The organism is Martelella sp. FOR1707 (assembly GCF_053484265.1).
Window position 1 is genome coordinate 121,475 of sequence record NZ_JBAKFP010000009.1, and the last position, 16,100, is coordinate 137,574.

Here is a 16,100-nt window from a genome sequence, read left to right on the forward strand (position 1 = left end):
CCCATGAACGCCTCCCTCTTCAAGCTTGTGGCCCAGCGGTTAGCGCTGGGTCTCATGCTGATCTTTTTCGTATCGATCCTGATTTTCGCCGGTACCCAGATGCTGCCCGGCGATGTCGCCCAGGCCATTCTCGGCCAGTCCGCCACGCCTGAAGCGTTGGCAAACCTGCGCGCCGAACTCGGTCTGAACGCGCCGGTCTATCAACGCTACCTCACGTGGCTTGTCGGTCTGTTGCATGGCGATCTCGGCACGTCTTTGACCAACGGTCAGAACATCGCCACCGCCATCGAGGGCCGGCTGTCGAACACGCTGTTTCTGGCGGGTTGCGCTGCCATCATCTCGGTGCCGCTTGCCATCATTCTCGGCCTCGTTTCGGTGCTCTACCGCAACCGCTGGCCGGACAAGCTGATCTCGACCATTACGCTCGCATCGATCTCCGTGCCGGAATTCATGCTGAGCTACATCCTGATCTTCTACATCGGCGTGCAGCTCGGCTGGGCGCCGTCGGTCGCGATGATCAATGCGAACATGTCGTTCTTCGCCAAGCTGCATGCCATTGCGCTGCCCGTTACCGTTCTGGTGATGGTCGTGCTGGCGCATATGATGCGCATGACGCGGGCAGCGCTTTTGAACGTCCTGCAGTCGGCCTATATCGAAACCGCCGAACTGAACGGGTTGTCCCGCTTCAAGGTGATCTGGCGTCATGCGTTTCCGAACGCCATCGCTCCGATCGTCAATGTCGTGATGCTGAACATGGCCTATCTGGTCGTCGGCGTCGTGGTGGTCGAAGTGGTCTTCGTCTATCCGGGCATGGGCCAATATCTGGTCGACCATGTGGCCAAGCGCGATGTGCCGGTGGTTCAGGCCTGCGGCATCATCTTTGCCGGCGTATACATCTCCCTCAACATGCTGGCGGATATCTTCTCCATCCTCGCCAATCCGCGCCTGCGGCATCCGCGATGAGGAGAAGAACATGATAAAACGAATACCTTATCCCGCCTTTATCGGCCTGTTTGTCACCATCTGCTTCTTCCTCGCAGCCATCTTCGCGCCGTTTCTTGCGCCCTATGGCATGAGCCAGGTTGTCGGCGATGTCTGGGAGCCGGCGTCCGCCGCGCACTGGCTTGGCACCGACAATATCGGCCGCGACCTGCTGTCGCGCCTGATCTATGGCGGCCGCACCACGATTTTCGTTGCAATCGCGGCAACCATGGTCGCCTTCGTTGTCGGCACCACGCTCGGGCTTTTTGCGGCCACCGTCGGCGGCTGGCTCGATCAGGTTCTGTCGCGCTTCGTCGACCTCATCATGGCCATTCCATCGCTGATCTTCGCGCTGGTCGTGCTGTCGGTGATGCCGGTGACAGTCCCGATCCTGATCGTCGTCATCGGCCTGCTGGAGGCAACGCGGATGTTCCGCCTGTCGCGCGCCGTTGCCGCCGATCTCGCGGTCATGGACTTCGTCGAGGCTGCAAAGCTTCGCGGTGAAGGCCAGATCTGGGTGATCTTCCGGGAAATCCTGCCGAATGCGATTTCGCCGCTGATTGCCGAACTCGGCATGCGCTTCATCTTCGTCGTGCTGTTCATCTCGACGCTGTCCTTCCTCGGTCTCGGCATCCAGCCGCCGAATGCCGACTGGGGCGGCATCGTGAAGGAAAACAAGGATGGCATTGTCTATGGCATTCCCGCAGCCCTGCTTCCGGCTGTCGCTATCGCCGCGCTCGCCATCTCCGTCAATCTGGTCGCCGACTGGATTCTGGAACGCACGACATCGCTGAAAGGAGGCCGCAATGGCTGAGGCTCTTCTTGAAATCAAGGACCTCAAGATCGAGGCAACAAGCTACCCGCCGGGTGAAAAGCCGCAGAAGATCACCATCGTCAACGGCGTCTCACTGTCGCTCGAAGCGGGCAAGGTGCTGGGGCTGATCGGGGAATCGGGCGCCGGCAAATCCACCATCGGCCTTTCCGCCATGGGCTATGGCCGTGGCGGCGTCGGGCTGACGGGCGGCTCGATCAAGCTCAATGGCCGGGAAATGCGCCGGGCGCCCGGCAAGGTGCTGCGCTCCGCGCGCGGGGCAGAGGTCACCTATGTGGCGCAATCCGCCGCCGCCGCCTTCAATCCGGCGCGCAAGCTGATGGATCAGGTCATTGAATCGACCGTCAAGCACAAGCGCATGAGCCGGTCAGAGGCAAAGGCGCGCGCCGTCGACCTTTTCACCCGCCTTGGCCTGCCCGACCCGGAAACCTTTGGCAACCGTTACCCGCACCAGGTCTCCGGCGGCCAGCTGCAGCGCGCCATGACGGCGATGGCGCTTTGCCCGAAGCCGGACCTTGTTGTCTTTGATGAGCCGACGACGGCGCTGGACGTGACCACCCAGCTTGGCGTTCTGGCGGCAATCAAGAAGGCGATCCGCGACTTCGGCGTGGCCGCGCTCTACATTACGCATGACCTTGCTGTCGTCGCGCAGATTGCCGACGACATCATGGTGCTGCGCGGTGGCGAGACGGTGGAATACGGCACCTGCGACCAGATCATCAATCATCCGCAGGAAGAGTATACCCAGGATCTCGTCTCGGCGATCAATGTCGAGCGGCGCGAGCGCGATCCGGACGAAAAGCCGGTGCTGACGCTGAAGGAGATTTCGGCGCGTTATCGCGGCCTCGATTTCGATGTGCTGAAGAACATCAATATGGAGGTCCAGCCGGGCACGACGCTGGCCATCGTCGGCGAGAGCGGTTCGGGCAAGTCGACGCTTGCCCGCGTGCTGACCGGGCTTTTGCCGCCGCATACCGGCGAGGTGAGTTTTGACGGCGAAGTGCTGTCTCCGGCGCTGAAGGGCCGCAGCTGGCAGAACCTGCGGGAGCTGCAGATGATCTATCAGATGGCTGACGTGGCGATGAACCCGCGCCAGACCGTCGGCACGATCATCGGCCGGCCGCTCGAATTCTATTTCGGCATGAAGGGCAAGGAAAAACGCGCCCGCATCATAGAACTGCTTGATCGTATCGAACTCGGCGAGGAGTTCATCGATCGCTATCCGGCCGAACTTTCCGGCGGGCAGAAGCAGCGCGTCTGCATTGCCCGCGCGCTGGCCGCCAAGCCGAAGCTGATCATCTGCGACGAGGTGACGAGCGCGCTCGATCCGTTGGTCGCCAAGGGCATCCTGAAGCTCTTGCGCGATCTTCAGTTGAAAGACGGCGTGACCTACATCTTCATCACCCATGACATCGCCGCAGTGCGCGAAGTCGCCGACACGATTGCGGTCATGTATCGGGGCGAGGTGGTGCGCTATGGCGGCAAGCAGGAGGTCCTGTCGCCGCCGTTCGACGACTACACCGAGCTTTTGATGCGCTCCGTGCCGGAAATGCGGATCGGCTGGCTGGAAGATACGCTGGAGCTGCTTCAGGAGCACCTGCCGGCTTCAGCCGTGCCGGAAGGAGCCTGAGCTTGTCTGCAATGAGACCCGAAACTGATGGCCCTGTGGCTCTGGTCACCGGCGCCGGCTCCGGCATCGGCATGGCGATCGCCCTCAATCTGAAGGCCGAGGGCTTTCGCGTGTTCATCTGCGATGTCGATCCCGACGCTGTCGAAAGCATGCAGACCGCCGGTGTCACCGCCAGCGTCTGCGATGTCGCCGATGAGGCGGCGGTCGCCGCTCTGGTGGCGGAGGTTCTGGCGGCGACCGGCGGCAGGCTCGATCTTCTGGTCAACAATGCCGGCATTTCCGGCATGAACGCGCCGGTGGAAGCGGTCGATGCCGAAGACTTCCGCCGCACCATGGATGTGAATGTCAACGGCACCTTCTATTTCCTCAAGGAAGCGGTGCCGGCGATGAAGGCGAGGGGGAGCGGGGCGATCATCAACATCGCCTCGACGGCGGCGCTTTTTGGCTATCCGAATCGCACCTCCTATGCCGCCTCGAAATGGGCTATCATCGGGCTCACAAAGACGCTGGCGATGGAGCTTGGCCCCTTCGGCATCCGCGCCAATGCCATCTGCCCCGGCTCGGTGGAAGGCCCGCGCATCGATGGCGTCATTGCGCGCGATGCAAAGAACCGTGGCATGGATGCAGGCGATGTGCGCAGGATCTACGAGGGCCAGGCGTCCATGCGCAAATTTGTCAGCGCCGACGATATCGCCCGCATGTGCGTGTTTCTGGCGTCTAAGGATGCGGGCATGGTGTCAGGACAGGTGATCGCCGTCGATGGGCACACCGAAAGCCTCTCAGTCCCCTTTTAGGAGCGTTATGATGAAAGCCATCCGGTTCGAAACTTTTGGCCCCGCCGATGAGGTGCTGATCTACGACGATATCGAAACGCCGGTCGTCGGCCCCGGCGAGGTGCTGGTGAAGCTCCACACCAGTGCCGTCAATCCGTCCGACACGAAGAAACGGATGGCCTCCTTCCCGAACCTGCTTGATGGCGGCTATGTCATTCCCCACAGCGACGGCGCGGGCGTGATTGAAGCGGTGGGCGAGGGTGTGCCGTCTTCGCGCGTCGGCGAACGGGTCTTCACCTTCAATGCGCAATACGGCCGTCGTTTCGGCACGGCTGCGGAATATGTCGCGCTACCGTCGGCCCATGCGCCATGCCTTCCTGATCCTGCAAGCTTCGAAGTCGGCGCCTGCCTCGGCATTCCGGCCATGACCGCGCATCGCTGCGTCTTTGCCGATGGATCGGTCAATGGCAAGACCGTGCTTGTCACCGGCGGGGCAGGGCGTGTCGGCTTCTATGCCATCCAGTGGGCAGCGCTTTCCGGCGCCCGCGTGATCGCCACTGCCAGCAATGATGCGGATGCCGATGCCTGCCGCAATGCCGGCGCATCGATCATCGTCAATCACCGCGATGCCGGGTGGCCGGAAGCGCTTCTGGCGGCAACCAACGGCGAGAAGGTTGACCGCGTGGTGGAGGTCGAGTTCGGCGCCAATCTCGAAAATGTGCTGAAGGTCATCGGCACAAGCGGCGTCATCGCGACCTATTCATCGACGGTCGAGAAGGAGCCGAAGCTGCCCTTCCTCAAGATGATGTATCTCGACATCACCATCCGCATGGTGATCGTCTACGCCATGCCGGATGAGGCCAAGGATCACGCCGTCTCCGATATTCAGGATGCGCTGGAAGCCGGCCGCCTGCAGCATCGTATTGCCCGCCTGATCCCGCTCGCCGATTGCGCCGCCGCCCACCGTGAAATCGAAGCGGGCGAGGTGCGGGGTTCGGTGGTGCTGAAGGTAAGCGACGCCTGAGCCACCTTACCCGGCCTTTCGGCGGGAACAGATTCGACGTGAAGTTAAATGACGCAAGGCCGGACAGGCCTTGCCACGGAAATCTGCGGCCATCGCGAAGCCGGCCGCAATGACAACAGACTGGAGAAAAAGCCCATGAAACGACTGATTCTACCCATGATGGTGTCGCTTGGCGCACTGGCCGCGAGTGCCGCCCTCGCCGATGAAACCCGTTTCACGATTGACGATTTCACCGCAACGATCGACGACTATGCGCTGGTCGACAACAGCCTGTTCGTGCCGCCGCAAGATGCCGGGCCGGCACAGGAGGCCTTCGAGGGCACGCTCTCGATTTCCGAAGCCCCGATGCCGAGTGAGCCTGCCGAGATCGCGAGCGCGGAGGTTCTCGGCAAAAACCCGCAACTCTTCCCCGCCGTCGATCTTTCGTTCATCACCGTCGGCGATGATCTGGTGCCTGCCACGCAGGACGTCATCCGCGCTGGATCGACGGAGAACGGCAGCAGCTTCTGGGATATCATCGTTCAGCCTGGAAAGGTCTGGTCGATCGGCGACGACGGCTGGTCGCGCGCCTCCTTCCCGTTCTCGCTGGTTCACATGATCGAGGGCGAGACCCACAACGGCGTTGCCATGTTCCTCTACAAGGACGGCGAAGTCAGCGATGTCCGCTATCAGATATTGACGGAAACCGCGCCGTTCTACGTGGAGACCTATTTCACCGCGGCCGGAAGCCTGCCTGCCGAACTGACATCCGCGACGGTTGACGATGCCGATGCACTCGCCGCGCATTACGAAACGGCGTTGGCAGACGCCGAAGCGATCCATCCGTGGTCCGAGCTGGAAGAAAAGGTCGGCGCCGAGAAGCTCGAAGGCTTCGACAGCGACATCCGCCCGAACGAGCTGCTTCTGGACGGTCTGATGGTGGATGATACCTTCTATCTCAAGTCCTGCCCGACGCCGGCCGGCGAATTGCCCTATTGCGACCGCCAGCGCTTCGGTGTCTGGTCGGTGTCGAAATCGCTGGTGGCGGCTGCCGCGATGCTGAGCGTTTCGGAGAAATACGGTCCCGAAATCTTCGACATGACGATCACGGACCTCGTGCCGGAAGCCGAAGGCATTGAAGGCTGGGACAAGGTGACGGTCGGCGATGCGCTCAACATGGCGACCGGTATGGGCTACGGCCAGCGCGAGGCAGAGCCGAAAATATCCTGGTCGCCCTATACCGACGACTATTACGCCTTCTATGAGGCGAAATCGCAGGAAGAAAAGCTCAACCTGCTGCTCAACGCCGCCAAGCCCTATGACTGGGGTCCCGGCGCGATGATGCGCTATCGGGACGAGGATATGTTCCTCGTTGGCGTCGCCGTTACCAACTACCTGAAGGAAAAGCAGGACCCGAACCCGAATGCCTGGGCCTTCCTTCAGGAAAACGTCTATGAGCCGATCGGCATTCATGACATGCCGATCAACAAGACGATCGAGGATGACGGCGGCGAAGGCCAGCCGCTTACGGCTTACGGCCTTTACCCGACGGTCGGCGATCTCGTGAAGCTTGCACGGCTCTACCAGAATGGCGGCAAGTTTGGTGACAAGCAGATACTCAGCGCCGAGATGATCGCCGATATCGCCACCACCAGTGAACCTATCGGGCTTACGACCGCACAGAAAGTAAAGCCTTATTACGGCAAGGCCTTCTGGCGCTATCCCTTCAAATCGGATGAGTGCACGCTCTATTTCCCGTCCATGGATGGCTGGGGCGACAACCGCGTCATGCTGATGCCGGACGACATCACCGCAATCCGCATTGCGGCCAACTGGGATGGCGACGAGAGCGCAAAGAACATGGAGAGCCTCATCCGCACGGCGAACGCAATCGATCCCTTCTGCCCATAAACGCGAAGGATGATCCACCTGGCAGCCGAGCAAAAGCTGTCAGGCGCTTTCTGTTTTGCCACTTTTATATCCCGCTGGCCGGGCTTGGGCTAAGCGTGGCTTCATGGTGCGCATTGCAAAACGTCTCCGCACCCAATAGCTTGGAAAGCACAGCATCTGGAAAGCCTGTCTCGTCAGCATCGCGGCCTTGACGTGAGAGTGTCAGCCGGTGAAATGAGACTGGCCTGCGGCCTGTTTCGGTAAACTCAAACGGAAGCCGAGATGGAAACAGCCTTCTTTCAGTTCGAAACTGTCGCGGAGCTCGGTTCGATCAGGAAGGCATCGGAAAAGCTGCATATTTCGCCGTCTTCGGTCAGTCGGCAGATCCAGAAGCTGGAATATGCTTACGGAACCGAACTTCTCGTCCGCCAGTCTCAGGGTGTTCGGCTGACGCCGGCGGGTGAACTGGTCCTGCGCTTTGTGAAAGGGCGCCGGAAGGAGCTGCAGCGGTTGCGCGCCGAGATTGACGCGCTGAAGAATCTCGAAAGCGGTCATGTCATCATCTACACGGTCGAAGGCATGATCGGCGGACTGCTGCCGCGCGCGCTCGCCCGTTTCGGTCAGCACCACCCGAATATCACCTATCAGGTGCTGGTGGCCGGAACCGATGGCGTGATGCGGGCGGTCGCCGAGGAGCGCTGCGATATCGGCATTTCCTTCCAGCCCTTTCCGCGCGATGAAATCGATACGCTGGTCAGCCTGCGCCAGCCTGTCATGGCGGTGATGTCGCGCCACCATCCGCTCGCCGGACGGCGGGAGCTCGACCTCGCAGAGGTTCGGCAACAGCCGGTCGGCCTGCCGGACCAATCCTTCGGCATTCGTCAGCTGGTCGACCATGTCGTCAGGTCCGAGCAGCTCGCGCTCAAGATCAGGCTGGAAACCAATTCCATCGACATGATGCGCCAGTTCGCGCTTCAGGACATGGGCATCGTCTTTTTGCCTGCCTTTTCCTTCGAGCGCGAACTGCAATCCGGTGAGCTGATCGGCGTCCCGATCGCGTCGAATGTCCTGTCGCTGTCGACCACCCAGGTGTGCAAGCGGGCGGAAATCGAACTGAGCCCGGCCGCAGGCCGACTGGTGGAATATATCCGCAAAGTGGCCGATGAGTTCGTCGGCGTTGCGTAGGGCGCAACGCTGCGTGCCTCAATTACGACTTCCGCGAAGCACGCTTTTCCCCTTACCTTGTTGATATCCGGAGATCGCCAAATCTCACGGTGCATCAAAAAACAACGAGAACTGAGGGGTTCCGAAATGACGCATTCTACGAAGTCGTGGCTGCTCGCGCTTGCCGGCGCCACCATGCTGCTGGCGACGCCGGCACTTGCCAATGAAACGATCCGGGTCGGCGCGCCGCTGCCGCTGACGGGGCCGCTCTCCCCGGAGGGCTTGAAGCAGCAGCGCGGTTATAACCTCTGGGCCGAAACCGTCAATGCCGCCGGCGGCATCACCGCCGGTGACACGACCTATGATGTCGAGATCGTCTATGTCGATTACGAAAGCCAGACGCCGCGCGCCGTACAGACCGCCGAGCGGCTGATCACGGCTGATGACGTCAATTTCCTGTTCGCGCCCTTCGGCTCGGGTGCTGCCAAGGCCGCAAGCTCCGTTGCCGAGCGCTACCAGATCCCGATGGTTGCCGCGACGGCTTCCTCCGTCGAGGTTTACGATCAGGGTTATCAGTATCTCTTCGGTACATTTACGCCCAACAATACGTTGACCGATCCGCTTGCCAAGATCGTTGCCGATTCCGGTGAGGACATCTCGACTGTCGCGATCTATGCCCGCAACGACCTGTTCCCGCTCGCAATCGCCAAGGAAATGGAAAAATCGGCCGGCGACAACGGCATCGAGGTCATCTCCTTTGATGAATATGCCATCGGAACGATGGACCACGCCTCGGCCATGACGCTCTTGATGCGCTCCAAGCCGGACTGGATCTTCGCCACCGGCTATATCAATGATCTCATTCTCATCCGCCGCCAGATGGCCGATCTCGGTATCGAGCCGAAGGCGCTGACGATGCTGGCTGGCCCCGCCTACAAGGAATTCATCGAGGCGACCGGCGATCATTCGAACAATGTCTCGAGTGCCGCGTGGTGGCATCCGGCCGTTGCCTATGACGGCGAAGGCATTTTCGGTGCGACTTCGGATTTCGTATCCGCCTTTGAAACGAAATATGATGCCACGCCCGATTATGCGGAAGCCTCCGCTGCGGCTGCCGGCGTCGTGCTGCAGCTTGCCATCGAGGATGCCGGCACGATCGAGCCGACCGCCGTGCGCGATGCGCTTGCCGCGATGGATGCCATGACCTTCTACGGTCCTGTGCATTTCGGCGAAAACGGCCAGATCGACTCGCTCGAGCCGCCGGTGTTCCAGATCCAGGATGGCGCCACCAAGACCATCTATCCGGAAGAAATCAAGCAGGCCGACATGCGTTTCGGCGGCATCGAATAAATCCCGGCATCAGCCATTCAACGCTTTTGCGGCCGGCTGTCGCGGTCGGCCGCTCAAACAGCGGAAAACACAGCAATGCTATACGCACAGATCCTTCTCAACGGGCTGGTGCTGGGCGGGCTCTATGCCTGTATCTCGGTCGGCTTCTCGCTGGTGTGGGGTGTCCTGAACGTCATCAACGTGCTGCACGGCTCGTTCGTGGTTCTTGGCTCCTACATCGCCTATTTCGCCTATGTTCACCTCGGTATCCACCCGTTTGTCTCGGTCATAATCGCCGGCGCGCTTTTGTTTGCGCTCGGCTATGTGGTGCAGCTCGGACTGATCAACCGGGTCGTGGGGGCGCCGGTTCTGACGACGCTCGTCCTGACCTTCGGCCTCGATCTCCTGTTGAACAACGGCATGCTGCTCGCCTTCAGCGCCGACTACCGCTCGGTTCAGCTTGCCAATCCGCTTGGCAGCAAGGTGATCGCCGGCCTGGTGTTTCCGCTGGACCGGCTGGTGGCGATGCTGCTTGCCGGCGTTCTGACCGGGCTTTTGTATCTGCTGCTGGTGCGCTCGAAGATCGGCCATGCCATCGTCGCCGTGCGCATGGACCGGGAGGCGGCAGCCTTGATGGGCGTCGACGTGAAGACGATCTATGCGATTACCTTCGGCATCGGTGCGCTGATGGCCGGTGCCGCGGGCAGTCTCTTGAGCCTCGTCTTCCCGATCTCGCCGCTGGCAAGCTCGGAATATCTGTCGATCGCCTTCATCGTCTGCGTTCTTGGCGGGCTTGGCAGCATTGCCGGCGCCATTGTCGGCGGGCTGGCGCTCGGCCTCATCCAGAGTTTCGGCGCGCTGTTCATCGGCCCGGAACACGGTCTGACGATCGCCTTCGTCCTGCTCATCCTGCTCCTCATCTTCAAGCCGACCGGCATCATGGGCCGCAGGGGGTATGAATGAAACATCCGCTGATTGCCCTCGGTTTCTTCGCCCTCATCGCCTTCCTGCCTGTGTTCGGAGACAATTACATCCTGCGCCTTGGCACCATGTTCGCCATGTATGCCGTGCTGTCCCAGTCGTGGAATATCATCGGCGGCTATGCCGGCTATCCTTCCTTCGCAACGGCGGCTTTCTTCGGGCTCGGCGCCTATACCGGCGCGATCCTGCAGGGGCTCGGCCTTGCCATGCCGCTTGCCTGGGCGGCGGCCGGGTTGATGGCCGCAGCCTTCGCCGCCGCCATGGGCGCGGCCATCCTGCACCTGAAGGGGCATTACTTCGCTATCGCCAGCCTTGTCCTCGCCGAAGTGCTTCTGGAAGTCACCACCTCCTGGACCAGCCTGACCGGCGGCGGCATGGGGCTCAACCTGCCGATCATCCGCATGACGGTTACAGCCCAGGCGCGCCTGTTCTTCTGGTCGATGCTGGCCCTTGCCGTGCTCACCTTCCTGATGAGCTGGTATGTCTCGGCCGGACGCATCGGCTTTGCCCTTCGCTGCATCCGCCAGAATGAGGATGCCTCCTCCATGGTCGGCATCAACACCACGCTCTACAAGATCATCGCCTTCGTGCTTTCCGCCCTGTTCGTCGGCTCCGCCGGCGCGCTCTATGCTTCATGGGTGTTCTACATCGAGCCGCCGGATGTCTACTCGGTGATGACGACCATTCGCCCGATCGTGATGACCATGCTCGGCGGGCCCGGAACGCTTCTTGGCCCGGTTATCGGCTCCGGCATCTTCCTCGTCATCGAGGAGGTGGTATGGCGCAATTTCCTCTCCATCCACGCCGCCGTTCTCGGCATCCTCATTGTCGGACTGATCTTCTACCTGCCCAACGGCGTTGTCGGCGCCGCCATGCGCAAACTGCGCAAGCGCTCGGCAAACAAAGTGGAGACCAAGCCATGAGCATTCTTCAACTCAAGGGTCTTACCCAGCGCTTCGGCGGGCTGACGGCAGTCGATGATGTCGATCTTGCGGTCGAACCCGGTGAGATCGTCGGTCTCATCGGCCCCAACGGCGCGGGAAAGACCACTGTCGTCAATCTGGTAACCGGCGTCTTCAAGCCGTCTTCCGGCAGCGTCATCTATGACGGCCGGCGCATCGACGGCATGAAGCCCTATCAGATCAGCCGGCTCGGCGTGGCGCGCACCTATCAGGTGGTTCAGCCGTTTCCCGAGATGACCGTGCTGGAAAACGTCATGGCGCCGGCGGTCTTTGCCGCGGGGGCCGCCTCCACCACCGAGGCCATGCACGCCGCCGACGAGGCGATCGAGTTTCTCGGGCTGAAAGAGCATCGCGACACGCTGGCGGGCGAACTGACCCTTGCCGGCCGCAAGCGGCTGGAACTCGCCAAAAGCCTCGCCATGAAGCCGAAGGTGCTGCTGCTCGACGAGGTCAATGCCGGCCTCAATCCGGCCGAGATCGAGACGGCGCTTGAGATGATCCGGGCGATTGCGGCGCGTGGGGTCACCATCATCCTGATCGAGCATCTGATGAAGGTGGTGATGAGCCTTTGCACCCGCATCGTTGTCCTGCATCACGGCGCCAAGATCGCCGAAGGCCGGCCGGACGAGATCACGCGAAACGAGAAGGTGATCGAGGCCTATCTCGGCAATCGTTATGCGAAAGCCAATGCCGGGGAGAAGGCCGATGTCTGAACCATTCTTCCAGATCGATAAGCTTGAGGCCGGCTACGGCGAAATCCGGGTTCTCTGGGGCATCGACCTTGCCGTCAATGCCGGCGAGATCGTCTGCCTGATCGGCTCCAACGGCGCGGGCAAGACGACGCTGCTGCGCACGATCTCCGGCCTGCTTCAGCCAACGGCGGGCAGCATCCTGATCGACGGCCAGGAACTCGCGGGCGCCGACACGCGCCGGATCCTGACGGGCGGCATTGCCCATGTGCCCGAAGGCCGGCGGCTGTTTCGCACCATGTCGGTGAAGGACAATCTGATGATGGGCGCCTATCTCAGGAAAAGGGACGCCTCGGTCGAGGAAGATCTCGAACGGGTCATGACCATGTTCCCGCGCCTTGCCGAAAGGGCGCATCAGGATGCTTCGACACTGTCGGGCGGCGAACAGCAGATGTGCGCGATCGGTCGCGGGATCATGAGCCGTCCGAAACTGCTGATGATCGACGAGCTTTCGCTTGGCCTTGCCCCGCGCGCCGTTGAGCTCTTGAGCGAATCCCTTATCGAGATCAACAAGACCGGCGTCGCCATCCTGCTTGTCGAGCAGGATGTGATGACCGCGCTCGACCTTGCCCATCGTGGCTATGTGATCGATCGCGGCCGGATTTCCCTTGCAGCCACTTCAGAAGAACTCCGTCAGGAGCCCGCCGTGCGCGAAGCCTATATCGGCGCGGCCTGACATTTGCGAAAACACAGAAAGCAACTCCAATGCACGCTTCCCAGAATCCCGATCCTCGCCAGGACGCCATTCTCTCGCCCTATGACGGTAGCCTCGTCGGGCATATGCCGGTTTCCGAAGAGGCCGATGTCGAACAGGCCATCCTGACAGCCGAGAAGGGCTTTGACATGATGCGCAAGCTTCCGCGTTTCGTGCGCGCCGATATTCTCGACCGCACCGCGAACCTGATCGAGGCGCGAAAGGACGAGTTCGTGCGCCTGATTGCGGCGGAAGCGGGAAAGCCGCTTTATGATGCGCGCGGCGAGATCTCCCGTTCGCTTTTGAACCTGCGCGGTGCGGCCCGCGAGGCCCGCGCCTTCGGCGGTGAGGAAGTGCCGCTCGATATCGATGGCGCGGTCTTCGAATACCAGACCGCATCTGCCGATGGCAGTCCGCTCGATCTGTCGAAGGCCGATCTGGCAACGCTCAACGGGCTTGGCCGGCGCATCGGTATTGCCCGCAGATTTCCGATCGGTCCGATCCTCGCGATCACGCCCTTCAACTTTCCGCTGAACCTGGTTCTGCACAAGCTGGCGCCGGCCTTCGCGGTCGGCAATTCGGTCATCCTCAAGCCCGCGCCGCAGACGCCGCTCACCAGCCGGCTGCTGGCTGAAGTCTTGTATGAGGCCGGTCTGCCCGAGGAGGCGCTGACGGTGGTGCATTGCGATGTGCCGCTGGCCGAGAAGCTCGTGCGCGACGATCGTATCGCCATGGTTACATTCACCGGCAGCGTGCCGGTCGGCTGGCATATCAAGTCGCTGAGCGGCAAGAAGAAGGTCTCGCTCGAACTTGGCGGCAATGGCGCGGTCGTGGTCTCGGACGATGCCGATATCGCCTTTGCGGCGGCGCGCTGCGTGCGCGGCGGCGTCGTCTATGGCGGCCAGTATTGCATCGGCGTCCAGCGCATTTTCGTGCATGAAAAGGTCTACGACGCCTTCGAGAAGGAGCTGGTGGCCCGTGTGGAGGCCTGCAAGGTCGGCAATCCGATGGAGGAGGGGGTCGATGTCGGGCCGGTCATCGATGAGCGCTCGGCGATGCGCATCGAAAGCTGGATCAACGAGGCGGTCGAGCAGGGCGCGCGCGTTCTGACCGGCGGCACCCGCGACCATGCCGTCATCGCGCCGACGGTCCTGACCGACACGAAATCCGACATGAAGGTCGAGGCCGATGAGATTTTCGGCCCGGTGGTGACGCTGACGAAGGTGAAGGATGCCGATGAGGGCGTGCGCCGCGCCGCCGACAGCCGGTTCGGCCTGCAGGGCGGCTTCTTCACCAACGACATGAAAGCGGCCTTCCGTGCGCTGGAGGACTGGGATGTCGGCGCGCTGATGATCAATGACGTGCCGATCTACCGCATCGATACAATGCCTTTCGGGGGCTGGAAGGATTCCGGCCTCGGCCGCGAGGGCACGCGCTATGCGATGGACAGCATGACCGACATCAAGCTCCTTGTGGTCAATTATGGCTGAACCGTTGAGGGTCGCAGTCGCCGGGCTGGGATCGATCGGCATGCGGGTCGCAAAAGCCCTCGATCAGGGGATCGAGGGTCTTGAGCTGAAAGCCGTTGCCCTGCGTGATGTCAGGACGGCGGGCGCGCGGCTTGCCGGTCTGCGTTCTTCTCCCACCGTTCTGCCGCTTGCCGAACTGCCGGAAGCGGCAGATATCGTGGTCGAATGTCTGCCGCCATCGGCCTTTTCGGTGCTCGGGGACGCGATGCTGAACCACGGCGGCAAGACTTTCGTTGTCGCGAGCGTCGGGCAATTGCTGATCGCCGAGGGCTTTCTCGACGCCGCACGCGCGGCAGGCCTCGCCATCCTTGCGCCATCCGGTGCGGTTGCCGGTCTCGACGGGCTGCGGGCAGCGCGCGAGATCGGACTGGAGGCTGTGGCGTTGAAAACCCGCAAGCCGCCGCATTCCTTCGGCGATAGCGTCAGGATCGACGACAACACCGTGGCGGCGTCCGAGATCAAAGAGCCCATGCGTCTCTTCTCCGGCACTGCCCGGCAATCGATCGCGGCCTTTCCGAAGAACATCAATGTGGCGGCGACCGTCGCGCTTGCAGGGCTCGGCGCCGATCGGACATCCGTCGAGATCTGGGCCGATCCCGGCATCGCCATGAATACCCATGAGCTCACCATTCGCTCTAGGGGCGGCACGATCAGGGCCGTGTCGGAAAACCTGCCCGACGCGGACAACCCGAAGAGCAGCGCGATCACCGCCTACAGCATCATCGCTGCCCTGAGGCGCATCGAAAGTGTCGTTTCGGTCGGCTCGTGAGCCGCAGCACATATCAGACAGAAGGAATTGACTATGCAGACAAAAACCATGGCGGCCGGCGGCTATCACTATATTCCCGGCGTAATGCAGTATTCGGCCGGCGTCGCGGCGCTTGACGGCTACCGCATCGTCCGCGCCCGCTTCTTCGATGTCGTGCCGATGAAGGAAGGCTTTGAGCGCATCGCCGCCCATCTCGCCGAAATCGGCCGGCCGCCGGAAGCCTTCTGCGCCTGCGAGATGCGCTCGCCCGGCCAGTTCTCCGAGGAGGGGTTCGCGGCCTTCAACACGCTTTATGCCAAAACGCTCATCGCCTGGAACATCATGGAAGGCGACGACAATCCGGTTGCCCGCTCCAATATCTGCCCCGAGATCGTCGCGCCGGAAGAGCCCGGCTTCCATGCCTTCTGCTATACGGTGAAGGACGATGACGCACCGAAAACCTTCGCGATTGCCGGCTCCGGCGAGGTGCCGGAAGGCAAGGCCAATTACCGCGATCATATCGTCCGCCCGGGAGAAACCAGCCCCGACGCGATCCGCGAGAAGGCGGCCTTCGTGCTTGATGAGATGGAGCGCCGCATGGGGTTTTTCGGCGGCAAGTGGGCGGATACGACAGCGGCGCAGATCTATTCGGTCCATGACATCCACCCGCTGATCGAGACGGAGCTTGCGCCGCGCGGTGTTCACCGCAACGGACTTGCCTGGCACTATAACCGGCCGCCGATCGTCGGTCTGGAATACGAGATGGACTGCCGGCGCGTGTTTGACGAAATCGTGCTGTGAAGTGACGCTGGCTGTGTCGATGAACCTCAGCCTC

15 protein-coding genes are annotated in these 16,100 nt (G+C 61.7%); all 15 read left to right on the top strand.

Annotated features, from left to right (window positions below; genetic code table 11):
* Window positions 1-3: 3 nt before the first annotated feature.
* The 15 genes from V6765_RS21635 to cnbZ all read left to right on the top strand — a co-directional run bounded on the left by V6765_RS21635 (window position 4) and on the right by cnbZ (window position 16,066).
* Entirely contained in the window at window positions 4-963 is a 960-nt protein-coding gene (locus V6765_RS21635) for an ABC transporter permease (RefSeq protein WP_448432678.1), read from the top strand.
* Window positions 964-973: 10 nt separating this feature from the next.
* Window positions 974-1,795 (top strand): ABC transporter permease, encoded by an 822-nt coding sequence (locus V6765_RS21640; protein ID WP_448432680.1) that lies wholly within the window; start codon window positions 974-976, stop codon window positions 1,793-1,795.
* Window positions 1,788-3,443, top strand: a complete 1,656-nt coding sequence (locus V6765_RS21645) for an ABC transporter ATP-binding protein (protein WP_448432682.1) — start codon at window positions 1,788-1,790, stop codon at window positions 3,441-3,443. Before V6765_RS21640 ends, V6765_RS21645 begins: the two co-directional genes overlap by 8 nt.
* A gap of 11 nt (window positions 3,444-3,454) precedes the next feature.
* Entirely contained in the window at window positions 3,455-4,237 is a 783-nt protein-coding gene (locus tag V6765_RS21650) for an SDR family oxidoreductase (protein WP_448432778.1), read from the top strand.
* 10 nt (window positions 4,238-4,247) lie between these two features.
* Entirely contained in the window at window positions 4,248-5,240 is a 993-nt protein-coding gene (locus V6765_RS21655; RefSeq protein WP_448432684.1) for an NADPH:quinone reductase, read from the top strand.
* Window positions 5,241-5,375: 135 nt separating this feature from the next.
* Window positions 5,376-7,130, top strand: a complete 1,755-nt coding sequence (locus tag V6765_RS21660) for a serine hydrolase domain-containing protein (RefSeq protein ID WP_448432685.1) — start codon at window positions 5,376-5,378, stop codon at window positions 7,128-7,130.
* Window positions 7,131-7,391: 261 nt separating this feature from the next.
* Window positions 7,392-8,294 carry a LysR family transcriptional regulator gene (locus V6765_RS21665; RefSeq protein WP_448432686.1) on the top strand — a complete coding sequence of 301 codons (903 nt, stop codon included), beginning with the start codon at window positions 7,392-7,394 and terminating at the stop codon, window positions 8,292-8,294.
* A 126-nt stretch (window positions 8,295-8,420) separates the two neighbouring features.
* Window positions 8,421-9,623 carry an amino acid ABC transporter substrate-binding protein gene (locus tag V6765_RS21670; protein ID WP_448432687.1) on the top strand — a complete coding sequence of 401 codons (1,203 nt, stop codon included), beginning with the start codon at window positions 8,421-8,423 and terminating at the stop codon, window positions 9,621-9,623.
* A gap of 75 nt (window positions 9,624-9,698) precedes the next feature.
* Complete coding sequence (locus V6765_RS21675) at window positions 9,699-10,565, top strand: branched-chain amino acid ABC transporter permease (RefSeq protein WP_448432688.1); 867 nt, start codon at window positions 9,699-9,701, stop codon at window positions 10,563-10,565.
* Complete coding sequence (locus tag V6765_RS21680) at window positions 10,562-11,506, top strand: branched-chain amino acid ABC transporter permease (protein WP_448432689.1); 945 nt, start codon at window positions 10,562-10,564, stop codon at window positions 11,504-11,506. Before V6765_RS21675 ends, V6765_RS21680 begins: the two co-directional genes overlap by 4 nt.
* On the top strand, window positions 11,503-12,258 hold the full coding sequence (locus V6765_RS21685) for an ABC transporter ATP-binding protein (protein ID WP_448432690.1): 756 nt from the start codon (window positions 11,503-11,505) through the stop codon (window positions 12,256-12,258). The genes V6765_RS21680 and V6765_RS21685 overlap by 4 nt, the downstream gene beginning before the upstream one ends.
* Window positions 12,251-12,970 (top strand): ABC transporter ATP-binding protein, encoded by a 720-nt coding sequence (locus tag V6765_RS21690; RefSeq protein ID WP_448432691.1) that lies wholly within the window; start codon window positions 12,251-12,253, stop codon window positions 12,968-12,970. Before V6765_RS21685 ends, V6765_RS21690 begins: the two co-directional genes overlap by 8 nt.
* 29 nt (window positions 12,971-12,999) lie before the next feature.
* On the top strand, window positions 13,000-14,478 hold the full coding sequence (locus tag V6765_RS21695; protein ID WP_448432692.1) for an aldehyde dehydrogenase family protein: 1,479 nt from the start codon (window positions 13,000-13,002) through the stop codon (window positions 14,476-14,478).
* Window positions 14,471-15,286 carry an aspartate dehydrogenase domain-containing protein gene (locus V6765_RS21700; RefSeq protein ID WP_448432693.1) on the top strand — a complete coding sequence of 272 codons (816 nt, stop codon included), beginning with the start codon at window positions 14,471-14,473 and terminating at the stop codon, window positions 15,284-15,286. Before V6765_RS21695 ends, V6765_RS21700 begins: the two co-directional genes overlap by 8 nt.
* A 33-nt stretch (window positions 15,287-15,319) precedes the next feature.
* A complete protein-coding gene (gene cnbZ, locus V6765_RS21705; protein ID WP_448432694.1) occupies window positions 15,320-16,066 on the top strand; it encodes a 2-amino-5-chloromuconate deaminase CnbZ in 747 nt (248 codons plus the stop codon).
* Window positions 16,067-16,100 lie beyond the last annotated feature (34 nt).

What these genes read in the sequence shown, in the direction of transcription:
- V6765_RS21635 (WP_448432678.1), top strand. Translation starts at nt 4, where the DNA reads ATGAACGCCTCCCTCTTCAAGCTTGTGGCCCAGCGGTTAGCGCTGGGT.
- V6765_RS21640 (WP_448432680.1), top strand. Translation starts at nt 974, where the DNA reads ATGATAAAACGAATACCTTATCCCGCCTTTATCGGCCTGTTTGTCACC.
- V6765_RS21645 (WP_448432682.1), top strand. Translation starts at nt 1,788, where the DNA reads ATGGCTGAGGCTCTTCTTGAAATCAAGGACCTCAAGATCGAGGCAACA.
- V6765_RS21650 (WP_448432778.1), top strand. Translation starts at nt 3,455, where the DNA reads ATGAGACCCGAAACTGATGGCCCTGTGGCTCTGGTCACCGGCGCCGGC.
- V6765_RS21655 (WP_448432684.1), top strand. Translation starts at nt 4,248, where the DNA reads ATGAAAGCCATCCGGTTCGAAACTTTTGGCCCCGCCGATGAGGTGCTG.
- V6765_RS21660 (WP_448432685.1), top strand. Translation starts at nt 5,376, where the DNA reads ATGAAACGACTGATTCTACCCATGATGGTGTCGCTTGGCGCACTGGCC.
- V6765_RS21665 (WP_448432686.1), top strand. Translation starts at nt 7,392, where the DNA reads ATGGAAACAGCCTTCTTTCAGTTCGAAACTGTCGCGGAGCTCGGTTCG.
- V6765_RS21670 (WP_448432687.1), top strand. Translation starts at nt 8,421, where the DNA reads ATGACGCATTCTACGAAGTCGTGGCTGCTCGCGCTTGCCGGCGCCACC.
- V6765_RS21675 (WP_448432688.1), top strand. Translation starts at nt 9,699, where the DNA reads ATGCTATACGCACAGATCCTTCTCAACGGGCTGGTGCTGGGCGGGCTC.
- V6765_RS21680 (WP_448432689.1), top strand. Translation starts at nt 10,562, where the DNA reads ATGAAACATCCGCTGATTGCCCTCGGTTTCTTCGCCCTCATCGCCTTC.
- V6765_RS21685 (WP_448432690.1), top strand. Translation starts at nt 11,503, where the DNA reads ATGAGCATTCTTCAACTCAAGGGTCTTACCCAGCGCTTCGGCGGGCTG.
- V6765_RS21690 (WP_448432691.1), top strand. Translation starts at nt 12,251, where the DNA reads ATGTCTGAACCATTCTTCCAGATCGATAAGCTTGAGGCCGGCTACGGC.
- V6765_RS21695 (WP_448432692.1), top strand. Translation starts at nt 13,000, where the DNA reads ATGCACGCTTCCCAGAATCCCGATCCTCGCCAGGACGCCATTCTCTCG.
- V6765_RS21700 (WP_448432693.1), top strand. Translation starts at nt 14,471, where the DNA reads ATGGCTGAACCGTTGAGGGTCGCAGTCGCCGGGCTGGGATCGATCGGC.
- cnbZ (WP_448432694.1), top strand. Translation starts at nt 15,320, where the DNA reads ATGCAGACAAAAACCATGGCGGCCGGCGGCTATCACTATATTCCCGGC.